This window comes from Arachnia propionica, from assembly GCF_003932785.1.
Taxonomy (GTDB): domain Bacteria; phylum Actinomycetota; class Actinomycetes; order Propionibacteriales; family Propionibacteriaceae; genus Arachnia; species Arachnia propionica_B.
The window spans coordinates 141,394-153,754 of record NZ_RQYT01000003.1 but is presented as its reverse complement, the minus strand read 5'-3'; the positions used below and the strand labels follow the sequence as shown (position 1 = coordinate 153,754).

Sequence of the window (12,361 nt, the reverse complement as noted above, 5' to 3'; positions counted from 1 at the left end):
GCGCACTGGATCGTGCGTTCAAGGAGGACAACGTCGTCAGGGGGTCACCGGGGTGACCGCAGTAGATGCGCCTATCCGCGCACCCTCTTAGACTGGTCCCATCCACGCGGGCAGTGCCGCCCAACGACAGGAGATACGGATGAGTGCTCCACCGACCTCCAGCCGGTCACCCTTGGTGCCCGCACAACTTCGGATTCCCTTCGTCCTCCTGCTGCTGTGCTTCGCGGCCTGGGGCACTGCAGCCAACCTGACCGACGTGCTGGTGGGTGTGTTCCGCAGCATCTTCACCATGAGCATCCTCGAGTCGTCCCTGGTGCAGTTCGCCTACTACGGGGCCTACTTCCTGCTGGCGATCCCAGCCGCCATGATCAACCAGCGTTTCGGGTTCAAGGCGGGCCTGCTGACCGGGCTGGGCCTCGCCGCCCTGGGTGGCTTCCTGTTCATCCCTGCCGCGAAGATGCTGACCTACGGGATGTTCCTGCTGGCCCTGTTCACACTGGCAGCGGGTCTGTCGATCCTGGAGACCTCGGCCAATCCCCTCGTGATCGCCATGGGGAACGAGAGCACCGCCACCCGTCGCCTCAACCTGGCCCAGGCCTTCAACCCCATCGGCGCGAACCTCGGGGTGCTCATGGGCGCGGTCCTGATTCTGCCCCATCTCACACCGGAGCCGGCGAAATCCATCATGGACGAGACCGAGCTCCGGGCGGCGCAGGAGGCCGACCTGGGGCTCGTCCTGGGCCCCTACCTGGGTATCGCGACGGCTCTGGTCGTGATCTGGCTGCTCATCGCCTTCCGTCGTCTCCCGTTGCCCAGCAAGGAGGACGCCCCCGTCACTCAAGGAGGCCGGTTCGGCAGGCTGTGGCGAAACGGGCACTACCGCTGGGGGGTGTTCGCCCAGTTCTTCAACGTGGCCGCCCAGACCTGCACCTGGACCTACACCATCATCTACGCCCAGGACGTCGTCGGCACTTCCCCGGAGCAGGCGGGGTGGTGGCTGCAGGCCAGTCTGCTGCTGTTCCTCATTGCCAGATTCGTGATGGTTCTGTTGCTCGGCGTCATCAAGCCGTCACGACTCCTGCTCATCATGGCGCTGTTCGGGGTGGGCTGCTGCCTGACCTCCATGTTCGTGCTCAACGTCATCGGGCTGATCGCCGTCGTGAGCATCTCGGCCGCCTTGTCCCTGATGTTCCCCACCATCTATGGCATCGCCCTGAAGGGCCTCGGTGAGGACACCAAGTTCGGCTCCGCTGGACTCGTCATGGCCATCCTCGGTGGCGCGACCATCCCCTTGGTCCAGGCCAGCGTGATGGACATGGCAGGGTCGGCCTTCGGCTTCATCGTGCCGGCCGTCTGCCTCGCCCTGGTCGCGGCCTACGCAGGCTACGACCTCACACACTCCCGGGAGGGGACATCATGAGAGCCTCGCGCACCCTGCTCGCCCTGATCGTGGCAGCAACACTGACCGCCGTGCTGGGAGCCTGCAGTGACACGCGCCCTCCCGTGCACATCGGACTCATCACCAAGCAGGAGACCAATTCGTACTGGGTCACGATGCGCGAGGTCGCCGAGGACACAGCTCGGCGCGCCGGGGCCACCCTCACCGTCGCCACGGGCAGCAGTGACGTGGACGTGACCTCCCAACGTCAGGCGCTCCAGGAGATGGTGGCCAAGGGGGTGGACGGCATCCTCATCGCCCCGACGGACTCGACGGCGCTGGCTCCGGACATCGCTGCAGCCAGGCAGGCCGGGATCACCGTGATCGCCCTGGACACCCCCATGGATCCGGTGGAGACCACCGATGCCTACTTCGGCACCGACAACCGACGGGCGGGAGAGCTGGTCGGCGAGTACGCTGCCGCGAAGATCGCAGAACTGGGAGAACCACCTCAGGTGGCGATGCTGGATCTGGCTCCGGGCATCGCCTCGGGTGAGGAACGAGCAGCCGGCTTCCTGGCCGGTTTCGGGGCGACGACCCCCGATGCCAGGGCCGACACCCAGGGGGATCAGGTGCTGGCCGAGCGGGCGATGACGGAACTCCTCGAAGCGTACCCCGGCATCAACGTGGTCTACGCGGTCAACGAACCGGCGGCGCTGGGCGCCGTGACCGCCCTGAAGGCTGCCGGGCGTGACCTGGCACGCGTCGTCGTGGTGAGCATCGATGGCGGTTGCCGCGCCATGAAGGACGCGGTGCGCCCCGGGGACATCGATGCCACGGCCATGCAGTTCCCCCAGAACATGGCCCGGGAAGGGGTGAAGGCTGTGGTCGCCCAGGTGCGCGACGGCCAGGCGCCGTCGGCTCACCTGGCAACCGGGACGGAACTGGTCAGCGGGTCGCCGGCACCAGCTGTGCACTCCAGGAATGTGGAGTACGGGATTCGGACGTGCTGGGGATCGTGACGGAGGCGCCGGCGCCGACCCCTCGTGATGCGGGGTAGGCCCCGAACTCGGCGTCCAGGAATGTGGTGATGAGAGCTTGGAACCACGTCATGTATCCATGCTGCGACCCCGATCACCCATACGTCCAATACATTTCTTTCACATGAATCATGCGCCCGCTTTAGGCTATTGACATGGACGTTGCAACGCTCCGGTGGTTCCAGTTGGTGGCGGATGGGGCCACGGTCACCGAGGTGAGCGAGCTGGAACTCACCTCGCAGCCCACCATCTCGCGCGCCCTGGCCAGGCTGAGCGACGAGGTGGGCACGCCCTTGCTGCACCGGGAGGGGCGACTGCTGCGACTCACCCGGGCCGGGGCGGCGTTCAAGAGACACGTCGATGCGATGCTGCACCACCTCGACGACGGCCTGGCCGCCGTTGACCAGCTCACTGACCCGGAACGGGGAACCGTGGTGCTGGCCTACCAGGCCTCACTCGGCTCCTGGCTGGTGCCGCGACTCGTGGCGACCTTCCGGGAAGGACATCCCGACGTGAAGCTCGAGCTGCACTCCCTCCGCGACAGGACCACGGCGGCGAGGCACCCCGATCTGGAGCTGAGCACCCGACAACTCCCCGGAAGGCAGTGGCGGGTGCTGCTGCGTGAACCGATCAAGGTCGTCCTGCCCCGAGAGCATCCGCTGTCCCGACGGCCGGGCATCGCCGTCACCGACCTGGCTGAGGAACCGCTGGTGGCCATGCGACCCACCTCCCAGTTGCGGCTCGCGACCGACGCCATCCTGTCGGCAGCCGGGGTGCGTCCACGGATCGCCTACGAGGTCGACGACCTGCCGTCGCTCTACGGCTACGTGGCGGCAGGACTCGGCATCGCCCTGGCCCCGGAACGCCCCGGCGAGGTGGTCCTACGCGACCTCCCGGGACGGGTCTTCCGCGACATCGGCCTGAGCTGGCCCAGCGAGCGACAGCTCCTGCCCGCCGCCGAGCTCTTCCGCGACCATGTCCTGCGCAACGCCCAGGACCTGGTTGCGCGCGGCACATCCCCCTCCGACCAGGAAGCACCGCAGTGAGGAACACCGGATGTTCCCCGCGCACACCGCGGCCTGGACGGCGGGTCAGGCGTGCGACTCGCTGCGATCCCCCGACCAGTCGAGGTGCCAGTGCCCCTCGTCGTCTACGCGCTCGTAGGTGTGGGAGCCGAAGAAGTCCCGCTGGGCCTGTGTGAGGGCTGCGTTGACGCGGGGGGCGCGAGCCAGGTCGTAATAGGCCAGCGTCGCGGCGAAGACAGGCGCACCGATCCCCGAGGTCACCGCGGTCGCGACGACCCGACGCCAGGCATCCTGGTACTCCGCCAACTCCGGGGCCACCGACGGGGCGCACATGAAGGACACCAGCCCCGGATCGGCCGCGTACTCCTTGCGAATCCGCTCCAGCAGCTTCGCGCGAATGATGCAGCCATCCCGCCAGATCATCGCAGCATCGGCCACGCGGATGTCCCAACCGAACTCCCGACCTCCGGTGCGGATCTCGTCGAAGCCCTGCGAGTAGGCGATCACCTTGCTGCACCACAGCGCCTTGCGGACATCCTCGACGAAGGCGTCGCGGTCCTCGACCTTCACGGTGCCGTCAGGTCCGGACAGGGCCTGCTGGGCGAGACCACGGAGATCGTCGTGGCTGGAGGTCGCGCGGGCGAACACCGCCTCGGCGATCCCGTTGACGGGGGCCGCGAGTTCCAGCGCCGTCATGACGGTCCAGGTGCCGGTGCCCTTCATCCCGGCCCGGTCCTTGATGACGTCGACGAGGTCGGCGCCGGTGCGGGGATCCTTCTGGCGCAGCACCTCGCTGGTGATCTCGATGAGGTAGGAGTCGAGGTCGCCGCTGTTCCACTGGGCGAAGATGTCGGCGCACTCGGCATTGGTGAAGCCGGCGCCCCGCAGCAGCATCCACGCCTCGCCGATGACCTGCATGTCGGAGTACTCGATGCCGTTGTGGATCATCTTGACGAAATGCCCCGCCCCGTTCGGGCCCATCCAGGCGCAGCAGGGATCGACCGAGCCGTCGTCGTTCGTGACATGGGCGGAGATGTCCTCCAGCATCGGCCCGAGGATCCGGTAGCTCTCCGGGGTGCCGCCCGGCATGATCGACGGGCCCGTCAGGGCGCCGTACTCACCGCCACTGATCCCGCAGCCCACGAAGTGGAAGCCCTTCTGGGAGACCTCCGCCTCTCGCCGGATCGTGTCGCGGAAGTGGGCGTTGCCACCGTCCATGACGACGTCCCCCGGCTCGAGCAGCGGCATCAGCTCGTCGATGACGGCGTCGGTCCCCTTCCCTGCCTGGACCATGATGATGATGCTCCGCGGCGCCTCGATGGAGGCGACGAAGTCGGCGAGGGTGTGGGAGGGCAGGAAGGTTCCCTCGTGGCCGTGCGCGGCGATCATCTGGTCGGTACGGGCGGCGGTCCTGTTGTACACGGCCACCCGGTAGCCGTGGCGGGCGAGGTTGCGGGCCAGGTTGGAGCCCATGACGGCCATGCCGATGACGCCGACCTGCGCGAGCTGGGGGCTGGGGTTGCTCATTGTTGCTCCTTGCGGGGTTCAGAAGGTCCGGGTGAGCGGCCAGGGGCCGGAGGAACCGGCCGGGTACTCGTCCATGGGGATGTCATTGTTCGCGAAGGCGGCGAGGGTCGACTCGAAGACCCGCCACGACTCCTCGGCGATGTCGGCCCTCACGGCCAGGAGCTGGTTGCCGTCGAAGATCTGGCGTAGCACCTCACCATAGGCGGTCATGACGGGCTGGCCGAGCTCCGTGGTCAATGACTTCTTCTCCAGCACCTTCGGGGTGGCGGAGTTCATCGACAGCTCGAGGCTCACGTTGCCGGGGTTGAGGCCGATGCGCAGCTGGTCAGGTTCCCGACAGGTGGACCGGAACCCGACGGGGATGTGCGGGACCGGACGCAAGTGGCAGATGATCTCCTTGCGCTTCTTGCTCAGCCCCTTGCCGGAGCGCAGCGTGAACGGCACACCGGCCCACCGGTTGTTCTGGATCTCCAGGGTCACCTCAGCGAGGGTCTCGGTCCCGAGATCCGGGTCGACGCCCTCCTCGTCGACGTAGGACGGCACGGCGTGGCCCTCCACGTAGCCTGCGGTGTACCGGGCGCGACGGGCAGCGACGAGGGGATCACCCTGCCAGACACGGGTGGCCCGGAGGACCTGGGCCTGGAGGTCGTGGATCTCGGTGGGTTCCAGACTGGCCGGGGGCTCCATCGCGAACAGGGAGAGCACCTGCAACAGGTGGCTCTGCAACATGTCACGCAGCGCACCGGACTTGTCGTAGTAGGCGGCTCGCCCCTCGAGGGCAAGCACCTCGTCGTAGACGATCTCCACCCGTTCGATCTGCTGCGCATCCCACATGAGCTGGAGGGCCCGGTTGGCGAAACGCAACCCGACCAGGTTGAGGACGGTGGCGGTGGCGAGGATGTGATCGACCCGGTAGATGTGGTCCTCCGGCACCACCCGCTGCAATTGTTCGTTGAGGGCCACGGCGGAGGGCCGGTCCACGCCGAAGGGTTTCTCGAGGGCCAGGCGCAGCCCCTCGGGACGCTCCATCGTCTCGAGGACGTGACAAATCTTCATGGTCACCGTGGGTGGCAGAGCGAAGTACATGACGACGGTGCCGGTCGCCGCCTCGAACAGCTGGCGCAGCCCATCGGGGTCCGTGGGATCCGCCTGGATGTAACGGGCCCGCCGCATCACCTTGGCTGTGGTGGCCTCCGGGCACTGGACGCGATTGAAGGCCTGCTGGATGACGCCGCGGAACTGGTCGTCGCTGATGGCCGAACGACCCGTTCCGATCACAGTGAGATCACGATCCGCCTCCAGCCTCATGAGGCTGCCCAACCCCGGCAGCAGCAGCCGCGACGTGAGGTCGCCACTGGCGCCGAGAATCATCAATGTCACGGGGCCGCGTCCCACGTCACCGTTGAGGTCGTGACCTGTGTTGTCCTGGGTCATGGAATCCTCTCCTTGCTGAACAGAGGTGACGCTACCAGTCGCCTGCAAACGGACCGAAGTCGAACCGCTTCCGTGGCTGAGCCCGTTCAGGGATGGATGAGTCGCTTCCACTTGTTCCCCTGCCGGACGATCAACCCGATGCGGGCATGGGAGACGAGGTCCATGAGGTCGTCGCTCGGGCGCTCCGGCAGCAACAGGCTGCACGCTCTCGGTTGGACGTGCCTCCGGAAGTCCATGAGACGCCCGATGCCCATCCGAACGGCACCTCGAGAACTGCTGCGCTGGACGTCGAAGAGTTCCTGCGTCGTGGCGTCATAGGTGTCGGTGAGGAACATGACCTTGTCGGCGGGCAACACAATCTTCACCCGGTACACGTCATGGTGCTGGTGGCGCAAGCGGGTCTCCCAGGCGCGCATCGTCTCCTCCCGCTCCGGGGTGCTGATGCCCTGCTGACAGGCTCGCTCCCGGAATGAACGAACGTCATTGGATTCCGGCCCCAACAACTCGGTGACCACACCCGCCCCGGATGGGGTGTTCACCCGTGTTGTGGGGGGCCTGACGTCGAGAGGCAGCAGCCGGAACACCAGCACATTGCGTTTCTCACGGCCGTGGTTCACGGTCTCAACACGGTAGGGGGCCCGAGGGTCGAGCCGGAAGGCGCCGACGTAGCGCTGCAACTTTCCGCCCGGCTGTTTCCCGCTGGCGGCCTCGAAGACCCGCAGTATCCTGCCGCTGGTCGTGGAGTCCCTGATGGCTCGGTTCCCACCGGTCAGCTGCTGGTCGCCCGACTTCCCCTCCCCCGTGTAGTGGAAGGCGCCGTCGGGACTCCATCCGTCGAACTGGTAGCCGTGTTCCACACCCACCTCGGGATCCGAGTAGAGCATGATGTTCGGGGTTTGGTTCGATGCCTCGATTCCCCGCTGCGGCCCTCCCCCGTACCGCTTCGCGACCTCACTGCGTCGTGTGATGTCCCCGGGCTTCAATGTCCACTCCACCATGCGGCCCAGGGTAAGGACATCCCCTTGCCAAGGCACGATTCACGCACGAGGGGTGCAATCTGCACCGCGGCGACCCGCGCCCGGGGCGCAGCCACGGGAACAGAAAACCCGGGACATCCGTGATGTCCCGGGATCTTGTGTCCGAGAGAGGACTTGAACCTCCACGCCCTGTATCGGGCACTAGCACCTCAAGCTAGCGCGTCTACCATTCCGCCACCCGGACCTGGGCTGCCCCACCGAAGTGGGCGCGACGCTGAACGATACCAGCCCCGGGGCGCGGCACGCAACTGCAGTGCCGCACCCCGGACGCGGGCGATCAGAAGTCGAACTGATCGATGTTGTCGGCGTTGAACCGGAACGGATCGCCCAGCAGGACCACCCCGTCGGCCCCGACGGTGTACTCCTTGAGACGGCCGGCGGTGAACTTGTCGCCCTCGGCCCCCTTGATGGTGCCGTCGACCAAGGACTTGGCCGCGTAGGCGCTGAGATATCCCAGGTCCTCCGGGTTCCACAGCGCGAACTCCTTCACCGTGCCGTCCTTGACGTACTCGCGCATCTGGTTCGGCGTGCCCAGCCCCGTGATGGCGAGCTTGCCCTTGGCGCTGGAGGTGGAGACGTAGCGGGCGGCGGCCGCGATGCCCACCGTCGTCGGCGAGATGATGCCCTTGAGGTTGGGGTAGGTCTGGATCAGGGCCGCGGTCTTGTCGAAGGACGTCTGGTCGTCATCGTCGCCGTAGACGACCTCCACCAGGGTGATGTCAGGATGGTTGGCGGCCAACTCCTCCTTCATGAGCTCGATCCAGGTGTTCTGGTTCGTCGCGTTGGCCGAGGCGGAGAGGATGGCGATCTCCCCGGACCCGCCGATCTGCTCGGCGATCATGTCGACCTGCACCTTCGCGATTCCCGCGGCATCGGCCTGGTTCACGAACAGGTCACGGCACTCGGGGTTGGTGTCGGAGTCGAAGGTGACCACCTTGATGCCGGCCTGCCGGGCCTCGCCGAGCGCGTCGCAGATGGCCGCCGGGTCGTTGGCGGAGATGACGATCGCCCCGACCTGCTGCTGGGTGAGGGTGTTGATGTAACTGACCTGCGCGTCCGGCGTCGCCGCCGAGGGGCCGACCTCGTTGAAGGTGCCGGAGAACTCGGCGACGGCTGCCTTGCCCCCCTTGCTCGACGTGTCGAAGTACGGGTTGCCGAGGTTCTTCGGGACGAAGGTGACGGAGATCTGCTCCCCGCCCTCCTTACCCCCCTCGGGGGCGGTGCCGGGGTCGCCGGATGACCCGCCCGACGAGCAGGCGGTCAGGGCGAGGGCGGACAGGGTGACGACGGTGGCGGTCTTGGCGACCAGGGTTGTGAACTTCATTGGACCTTTCCCTCGTTCGACTCGGATGGGTTGGGTGAGGTCTGCGCCGTCGGCCGGTTTCCACTGCCGTCGTGGTGACGTCCCAGGCCAGCGGCGCCTCCTCGTCTATCGCGACGACGTCGGGCCCAGTCGAGCATCGACGCCGCCATGACGGAGAGCACCAGGAGCACTCCCGTGATGATGTTGATGAAGTCGGCCGTGACGTTCGCGAGCCTCAGGGCGCTCGCGACGGCCCCGATGACCAGCACACCGGCGACGACACCGTGCAGCATGCCGCGTCCCCCGAACACGGACACCCCACCCAGCACGACGGCGGCGATGACCTGCAGCTCCAACCCCGTCGCGTTGTCACCGCGGGCGGAGCCGTAACGGAGGGTGAAGTAGACGCCGGCGAACGCCGACAGCACCCCGGAGAGCACGAACAGGATCAGCCGGGTCCGCGCCACGGCGACACCGTTGAAGCGCGCGGCCTCCTTGCTCAACCCGATGGCGTAGATCCCCCGCCCGAAGGGGGTGAAGTTGAGCAGCACGACGAAAACCGCCAGCAGGATGAGGAACACGATCATGACCACGGGGATCGGGGTTCCGGGGATCCTCGCCTTCGCCAATCCGGTCCACTCCGACGGGAACTTCGTGACCGCGGTGGTGCCCAGCAACCCGACGGCCACCCCCCGGAACAGCGCCATGGTGCCGATGGTGACGGCGAGGGCCGGCAGACCGATGCGGGTGACGAGCAGCCCGTTGAGGAACCCGCCTGCCACGCCGACGACCAGCGCCAGCAGGATGCCCGGGACCACGCCGGCCCCCGACTGGAACACCACCCCGAAGACCACCGAGCTGAGCCCCACCATGGAGCCGACGGACAGGTCGATGTCCCCGGTGATCATGATGGGGGTCATCGGCAGGGCGATGATGAGGATGACGGCGGCGTCCAGCAGCAGGTAGGACACTGTCGCGGGGGTGGCGAACTTCGGCACCGAGACGCTCGCCCAGACCAGCACCAGGGCGAGCAGCGCCACCATCGCCATCTCGCGGGTCAGCAGGACGCGCCGCCACAGCGGCGTCGCATGGGTGGGGATGGTTGCCTGTCTCATGATGCCGCTCGCTTCTCGATCCGACGACGGTGCTCCCGGACCGCGAGGACCCGGTCCATGACGATCGCGCCGAGGATCAGCACGCCGACCACGGCCCGCTGCCAGAAGTCGGGGATGCCCAGCACGGGGAGGGCACGGTTGATGGTGACCAGGAGGACGGCCCCGAGGGCCGCCCCGGCGATGGTGCCCACACCGCCCGTGATCGCCACGCCGCCGATGACCGCCGCGCCGACGGCCTCCAGCTCGAAGCCGTCGCCGGCCTGGGAGTTGATCGTCCCGTACCGCGCGGCGAACAGCACCCCGGCCAGCCCCGCCATCAGCCCGGAGAAGGCGAAGGCGACCAGCACGCGGCGACGCACGTCGAGGCCGTAGAGGATGGCCGCATCCGGGGCCGAGCCGATGGCGTAGCACTCGCGTCCCCCGCGGGTGTTGTGGAGGTACCAGGCGACGGCGGCCAGGGCGACGACCGCGATGATCGTCAGCACGGGGATGCCGAGGATCTGCTGGGTGCCGAGCCTGAGGAACGCGGGGGGCAGTTCGGATGCGTCGATGCGGTCCGAGCCCGTCCACCACACGTTGATGCCGCGGTAGGCGTAGAGCGTGCCGAGGGTGATGACCATCGACGGCACCCGACCGAAGGCGACGAGCATCCCGTTGACGAGCCCGAGCAGGGCCCCGGCGAGGCACCCGGCGACGACGACCACCGGGATGGGCAGCCCCAGCTGGAACAGCGTGCCCACCAGGTAGGCGGTGAGCCCCACCACGGAGCCGACGGACAGGTCGACGTTGCGGGTGAGGATGACCAGGCCCTGCCCCAGCGCCACGACCAGGAGGATCGACGGGGTCAGCAGCAGGTCACGGAACCCGTCGGCCGAAAACAGGAACGCAGGGTTGCGCCACGTCGTGATGGCCACCACGACGAGGAGCACCAGGGCGATCCCGGACTCCCGGGACCGCAACACCCGGCCGAGGACCGCACGGGCGTTCATGCTGCCTCCTCCGATCGGGTCGCGGCCGTCATGACGGCCTCAGGGGTGGCCTCGGCGCGGTCGAGGGACGCGGTCAGCCGGCCCTCACGCATGACCAGCACCCGATCCGCCATCCCCAGCACCTCCGGGAGCTCCGACGAGATCATGAGGATCGCCATGCCCTGACCAGCCAGGTCGGACATCATCCGGTGCACCTCGGACTTCGTGCCCACGTCGATGCCCCGGGTGGGTTCATCGATGATGAGGACGGAGGGTTCCGTGGCCAGCCACTTCGCGAGGACGACCTTCTGCTGGTTGCCTCCGGACAGGGTCCCCGCCAGCGAGTCGAGGGCCGCGGCCTTCACCTCGAGCCGACCCGCCCAGTCACGGGCCGCGACGTTCTCGGCGGCGGCGGTGATGAGTCCCCACCGGGTCAGGCGACGACGAATGGCGTCGGTGATGTTGGTCCTCACAGGCGCCTCCATGACCAGCCCCTGCCCGCGCCGGTCCTCCGGCACGAGCGCGAGCCCCATGCCGAGGGCCGCCGTCGGGGAACCTCCCGGGAGCCGGTTTCCCAGCACGGTCACGGTGCCGCTGTCGTAGGTGTCGACGCCGAAGATCGCCCGGGCCACCTCGGAGCGGCCCGCGCCGACGAGCCCCGCCAGGGCGACGATCTCCCCCTGCCGCACCTGGAAACTGATGTCGGAGAAAACCCCCGACCGGGTGAGACCGGACACCTCGAGGGCGACATCCCTGATGGTGGCGGGCTGCTTCGGGAACAGGTCGGTCACCTCCCGCCCCACCATGGCGCGCACGACGTCGGCCACGGTGGTCGTCGAGGTCGCGGTGGTCTCGACGTAGGCCCCGTCCCGCATCACGGTGATCGTGTCGCACAGGTCGAACACCTCGTCGAAGCGGTGGGAGATGAACATGAGCGCCCTGCCCTCGTCCCTGAGGGAACGGGCGACGGCGAACAGCCGCTCCACCTCCACACCGGACAGGGCGGCCGTGGGCTCGTCCATGATGAGGACCCGCGCGTCGAGGGAGATCGCCTTGGCGATCTCGATGATCTGCTGGTCGGCGATCGACAGGCCGTCGGCGGGACGGTCCGGGTCGAGGGTGACCCCGAGGCGCTCCATCAGCGCCAAGACCTCACGACGCATGCGCGGCCGGTCGATGACACCGAACCGCGACGTCGGCTGCCGCCCCATGAAGATGTTCTCCGTCACCGACAGGTCCGGGAACAGCGTCGGCTCCTGGTAGATGACAGCGATCCCGGCGGCCCGGGACTCGGCGGTGCTGCGGAAGGCAACGGGCTCACCGTCGAGTTCGACGCTGCCGCCGTCGCGTTCGTACAACCCGGCGGCGATCTTGACCAGGGTCGACTTGCCGGCACCGTTCTCACCCACCAGGGCGTGGATGGATCCGGGATGCAGTGCCAGGGTGCCGTCCCGTAGGGCGACGACGGAACCGAAGGTCTTGGTCACACCACTCATGGCGAGCAGTGGCCGTGTGTTCATACCCAACCTCCTCG

Annotated in this window: 10 protein-coding genes and 1 tRNA gene; 3 read left to right on the top strand and 8 right to left on the bottom strand. The window is 67.7% G+C overall.

All coding sequences use genetic code 11. The features are described 5' to 3' along the window. The first annotated feature begins 139 nt into the window (after window positions 1-139). The 3 genes from fucP (at window position 140) to EII35_RS02885 (ending at window position 3,464) form a co-directional block, all read left to right on the top strand. Window positions 140-1,420 carry an L-fucose:H+ symporter permease gene (gene fucP / locus EII35_RS02895; protein ID WP_125226959.1) on the top strand — a complete coding sequence of 427 codons (1,281 nt, stop codon included), beginning with the start codon at window positions 140-142 and terminating at the stop codon, window positions 1,418-1,420. Then, complete coding sequence (locus EII35_RS02890; RefSeq protein ID WP_125226958.1) at window positions 1,417-2,400, top strand: substrate-binding domain-containing protein; 984 nt, start codon at window positions 1,417-1,419, stop codon at window positions 2,398-2,400. Before fucP ends, EII35_RS02890 begins: the two co-directional genes overlap by 4 nt. A gap of 173 nt (window positions 2,401-2,573) precedes the next feature. After that, window positions 2,574-3,464, top strand: a complete 891-nt coding sequence (locus EII35_RS02885) for a LysR substrate-binding domain-containing protein (RefSeq protein ID WP_125226957.1) — start codon at window positions 2,574-2,576, stop codon at window positions 3,462-3,464. Window positions 3,465-3,509: 45 nt separating this feature from the next. On the opposite strand, the gene gndA is transcribed toward EII35_RS02885, so the two are convergent. The 8 genes from gndA to EII35_RS02845 all read right to left on the bottom strand — a co-directional run bounded on the left by gndA (window position 3,510) and on the right by EII35_RS02845 (window position 12,347). Continuing rightward, window positions 3,510-4,970 (bottom strand): NADP-dependent phosphogluconate dehydrogenase, encoded by a 1,461-nt coding sequence (gene gndA, locus EII35_RS02880; protein WP_125226956.1) that lies wholly within the window; start codon window positions 4,968-4,970, stop codon window positions 3,510-3,512. Between the two features lie 18 nt (window positions 4,971-4,988). Beyond that, window positions 4,989-6,404, bottom strand: a complete 1,416-nt coding sequence (locus EII35_RS02875; protein WP_185744128.1) for a glucose-6-phosphate dehydrogenase — start codon at window positions 6,402-6,404, stop codon at window positions 4,989-4,991. Window positions 6,405-6,490: 86 nt separating this feature from the next. Then, the gene (locus EII35_RS02870) at window positions 6,491-7,402 is read right to left on the bottom strand and encodes a hypothetical protein (protein ID WP_125226955.1); all 912 of its coding nucleotides are present in this window, start codon (window positions 7,400-7,402) and stop codon (window positions 6,491-6,493) included. Window positions 7,403-7,540: 138 nt separating this feature from the next. After that, window positions 7,541-7,625: transfer RNA gene (locus tag EII35_RS02865), tRNA-Leu, on the bottom strand. 93 nt (window positions 7,626-7,718) lie between these two features. Continuing rightward, on the bottom strand, window positions 7,719-8,765 hold the full coding sequence (gene rhaS, locus EII35_RS02860; RefSeq protein WP_125226954.1) for a rhamnose ABC transporter substrate-binding protein: 1,047 nt from the start codon (window positions 8,763-8,765) through the stop codon (window positions 7,719-7,721). After that, on the bottom strand, window positions 8,762-9,859 hold the full coding sequence (locus tag EII35_RS02855; protein WP_125226953.1) for an ABC transporter permease: 1,098 nt from the start codon (window positions 9,857-9,859) through the stop codon (window positions 8,762-8,764). Before EII35_RS02855 ends, rhaS begins: the two co-directional genes overlap by 4 nt. Next, a complete protein-coding gene (locus EII35_RS02850) occupies window positions 9,856-10,848 on the bottom strand; it encodes an ABC transporter permease (protein ID WP_125226952.1) in 993 nt (330 codons plus the stop codon). Before EII35_RS02850 ends, EII35_RS02855 begins: the two co-directional genes overlap by 4 nt. Beyond that, a complete protein-coding gene (locus EII35_RS02845; protein WP_125226951.1) occupies window positions 10,845-12,347 on the bottom strand; it encodes a sugar ABC transporter ATP-binding protein in 1,503 nt (500 codons plus the stop codon). Before EII35_RS02845 ends, EII35_RS02850 begins: the two co-directional genes overlap by 4 nt. Window positions 12,348-12,361: the final 14 nt, after the last annotated feature.

Coding starts and splice junctions, on each gene's coding strand:
- fucP (WP_125226959.1), top strand. CDS start 140: ATGAGTGCTCCACCGACCTCCAGCCGGTCACCCTTGGTGCCCGCACAA.
- EII35_RS02890 (WP_125226958.1), top strand. CDS start 1,417: ATGAGAGCCTCGCGCACCCTGCTCGCCCTGATCGTGGCAGCAACACTG.
- EII35_RS02885 (WP_125226957.1), top strand. CDS start 2,574: ATGGACGTTGCAACGCTCCGGTGGTTCCAGTTGGTGGCGGATGGGGCC.
- gndA (WP_125226956.1), bottom strand. CDS start 4,970: ATGAGCAACCCCAGCCCCCAGCTCGCGCAGGTCGGCGTCATCGGCATG.
- EII35_RS02875 (WP_185744128.1), bottom strand. CDS start 6,404: ATGACCCAGGACAACACAGGTCACGACCTCAACGGTGACGTGGGACGC.
- EII35_RS02870 (WP_125226955.1), bottom strand. CDS start 7,402: ATGGTGGAGTGGACATTGAAGCCCGGGGACATCACACGACGCAGTGAG.
- rhaS (WP_125226954.1), bottom strand. CDS start 8,765: ATGAAGTTCACAACCCTGGTCGCCAAGACCGCCACCGTCGTCACCCTG.
- EII35_RS02855 (WP_125226953.1), bottom strand. CDS start 9,859: ATGAGACAGGCAACCATCCCCACCCATGCGACGCCGCTGTGGCGGCGC.
- EII35_RS02850 (WP_125226952.1), bottom strand. CDS start 10,848: ATGAACGCCCGTGCGGTCCTCGGCCGGGTGTTGCGGTCCCGGGAGTCC.
- EII35_RS02845 (WP_125226951.1), bottom strand. CDS start 12,347: ATGAACACACGGCCACTGCTCGCCATGAGTGGTGTGACCAAGACCTTC.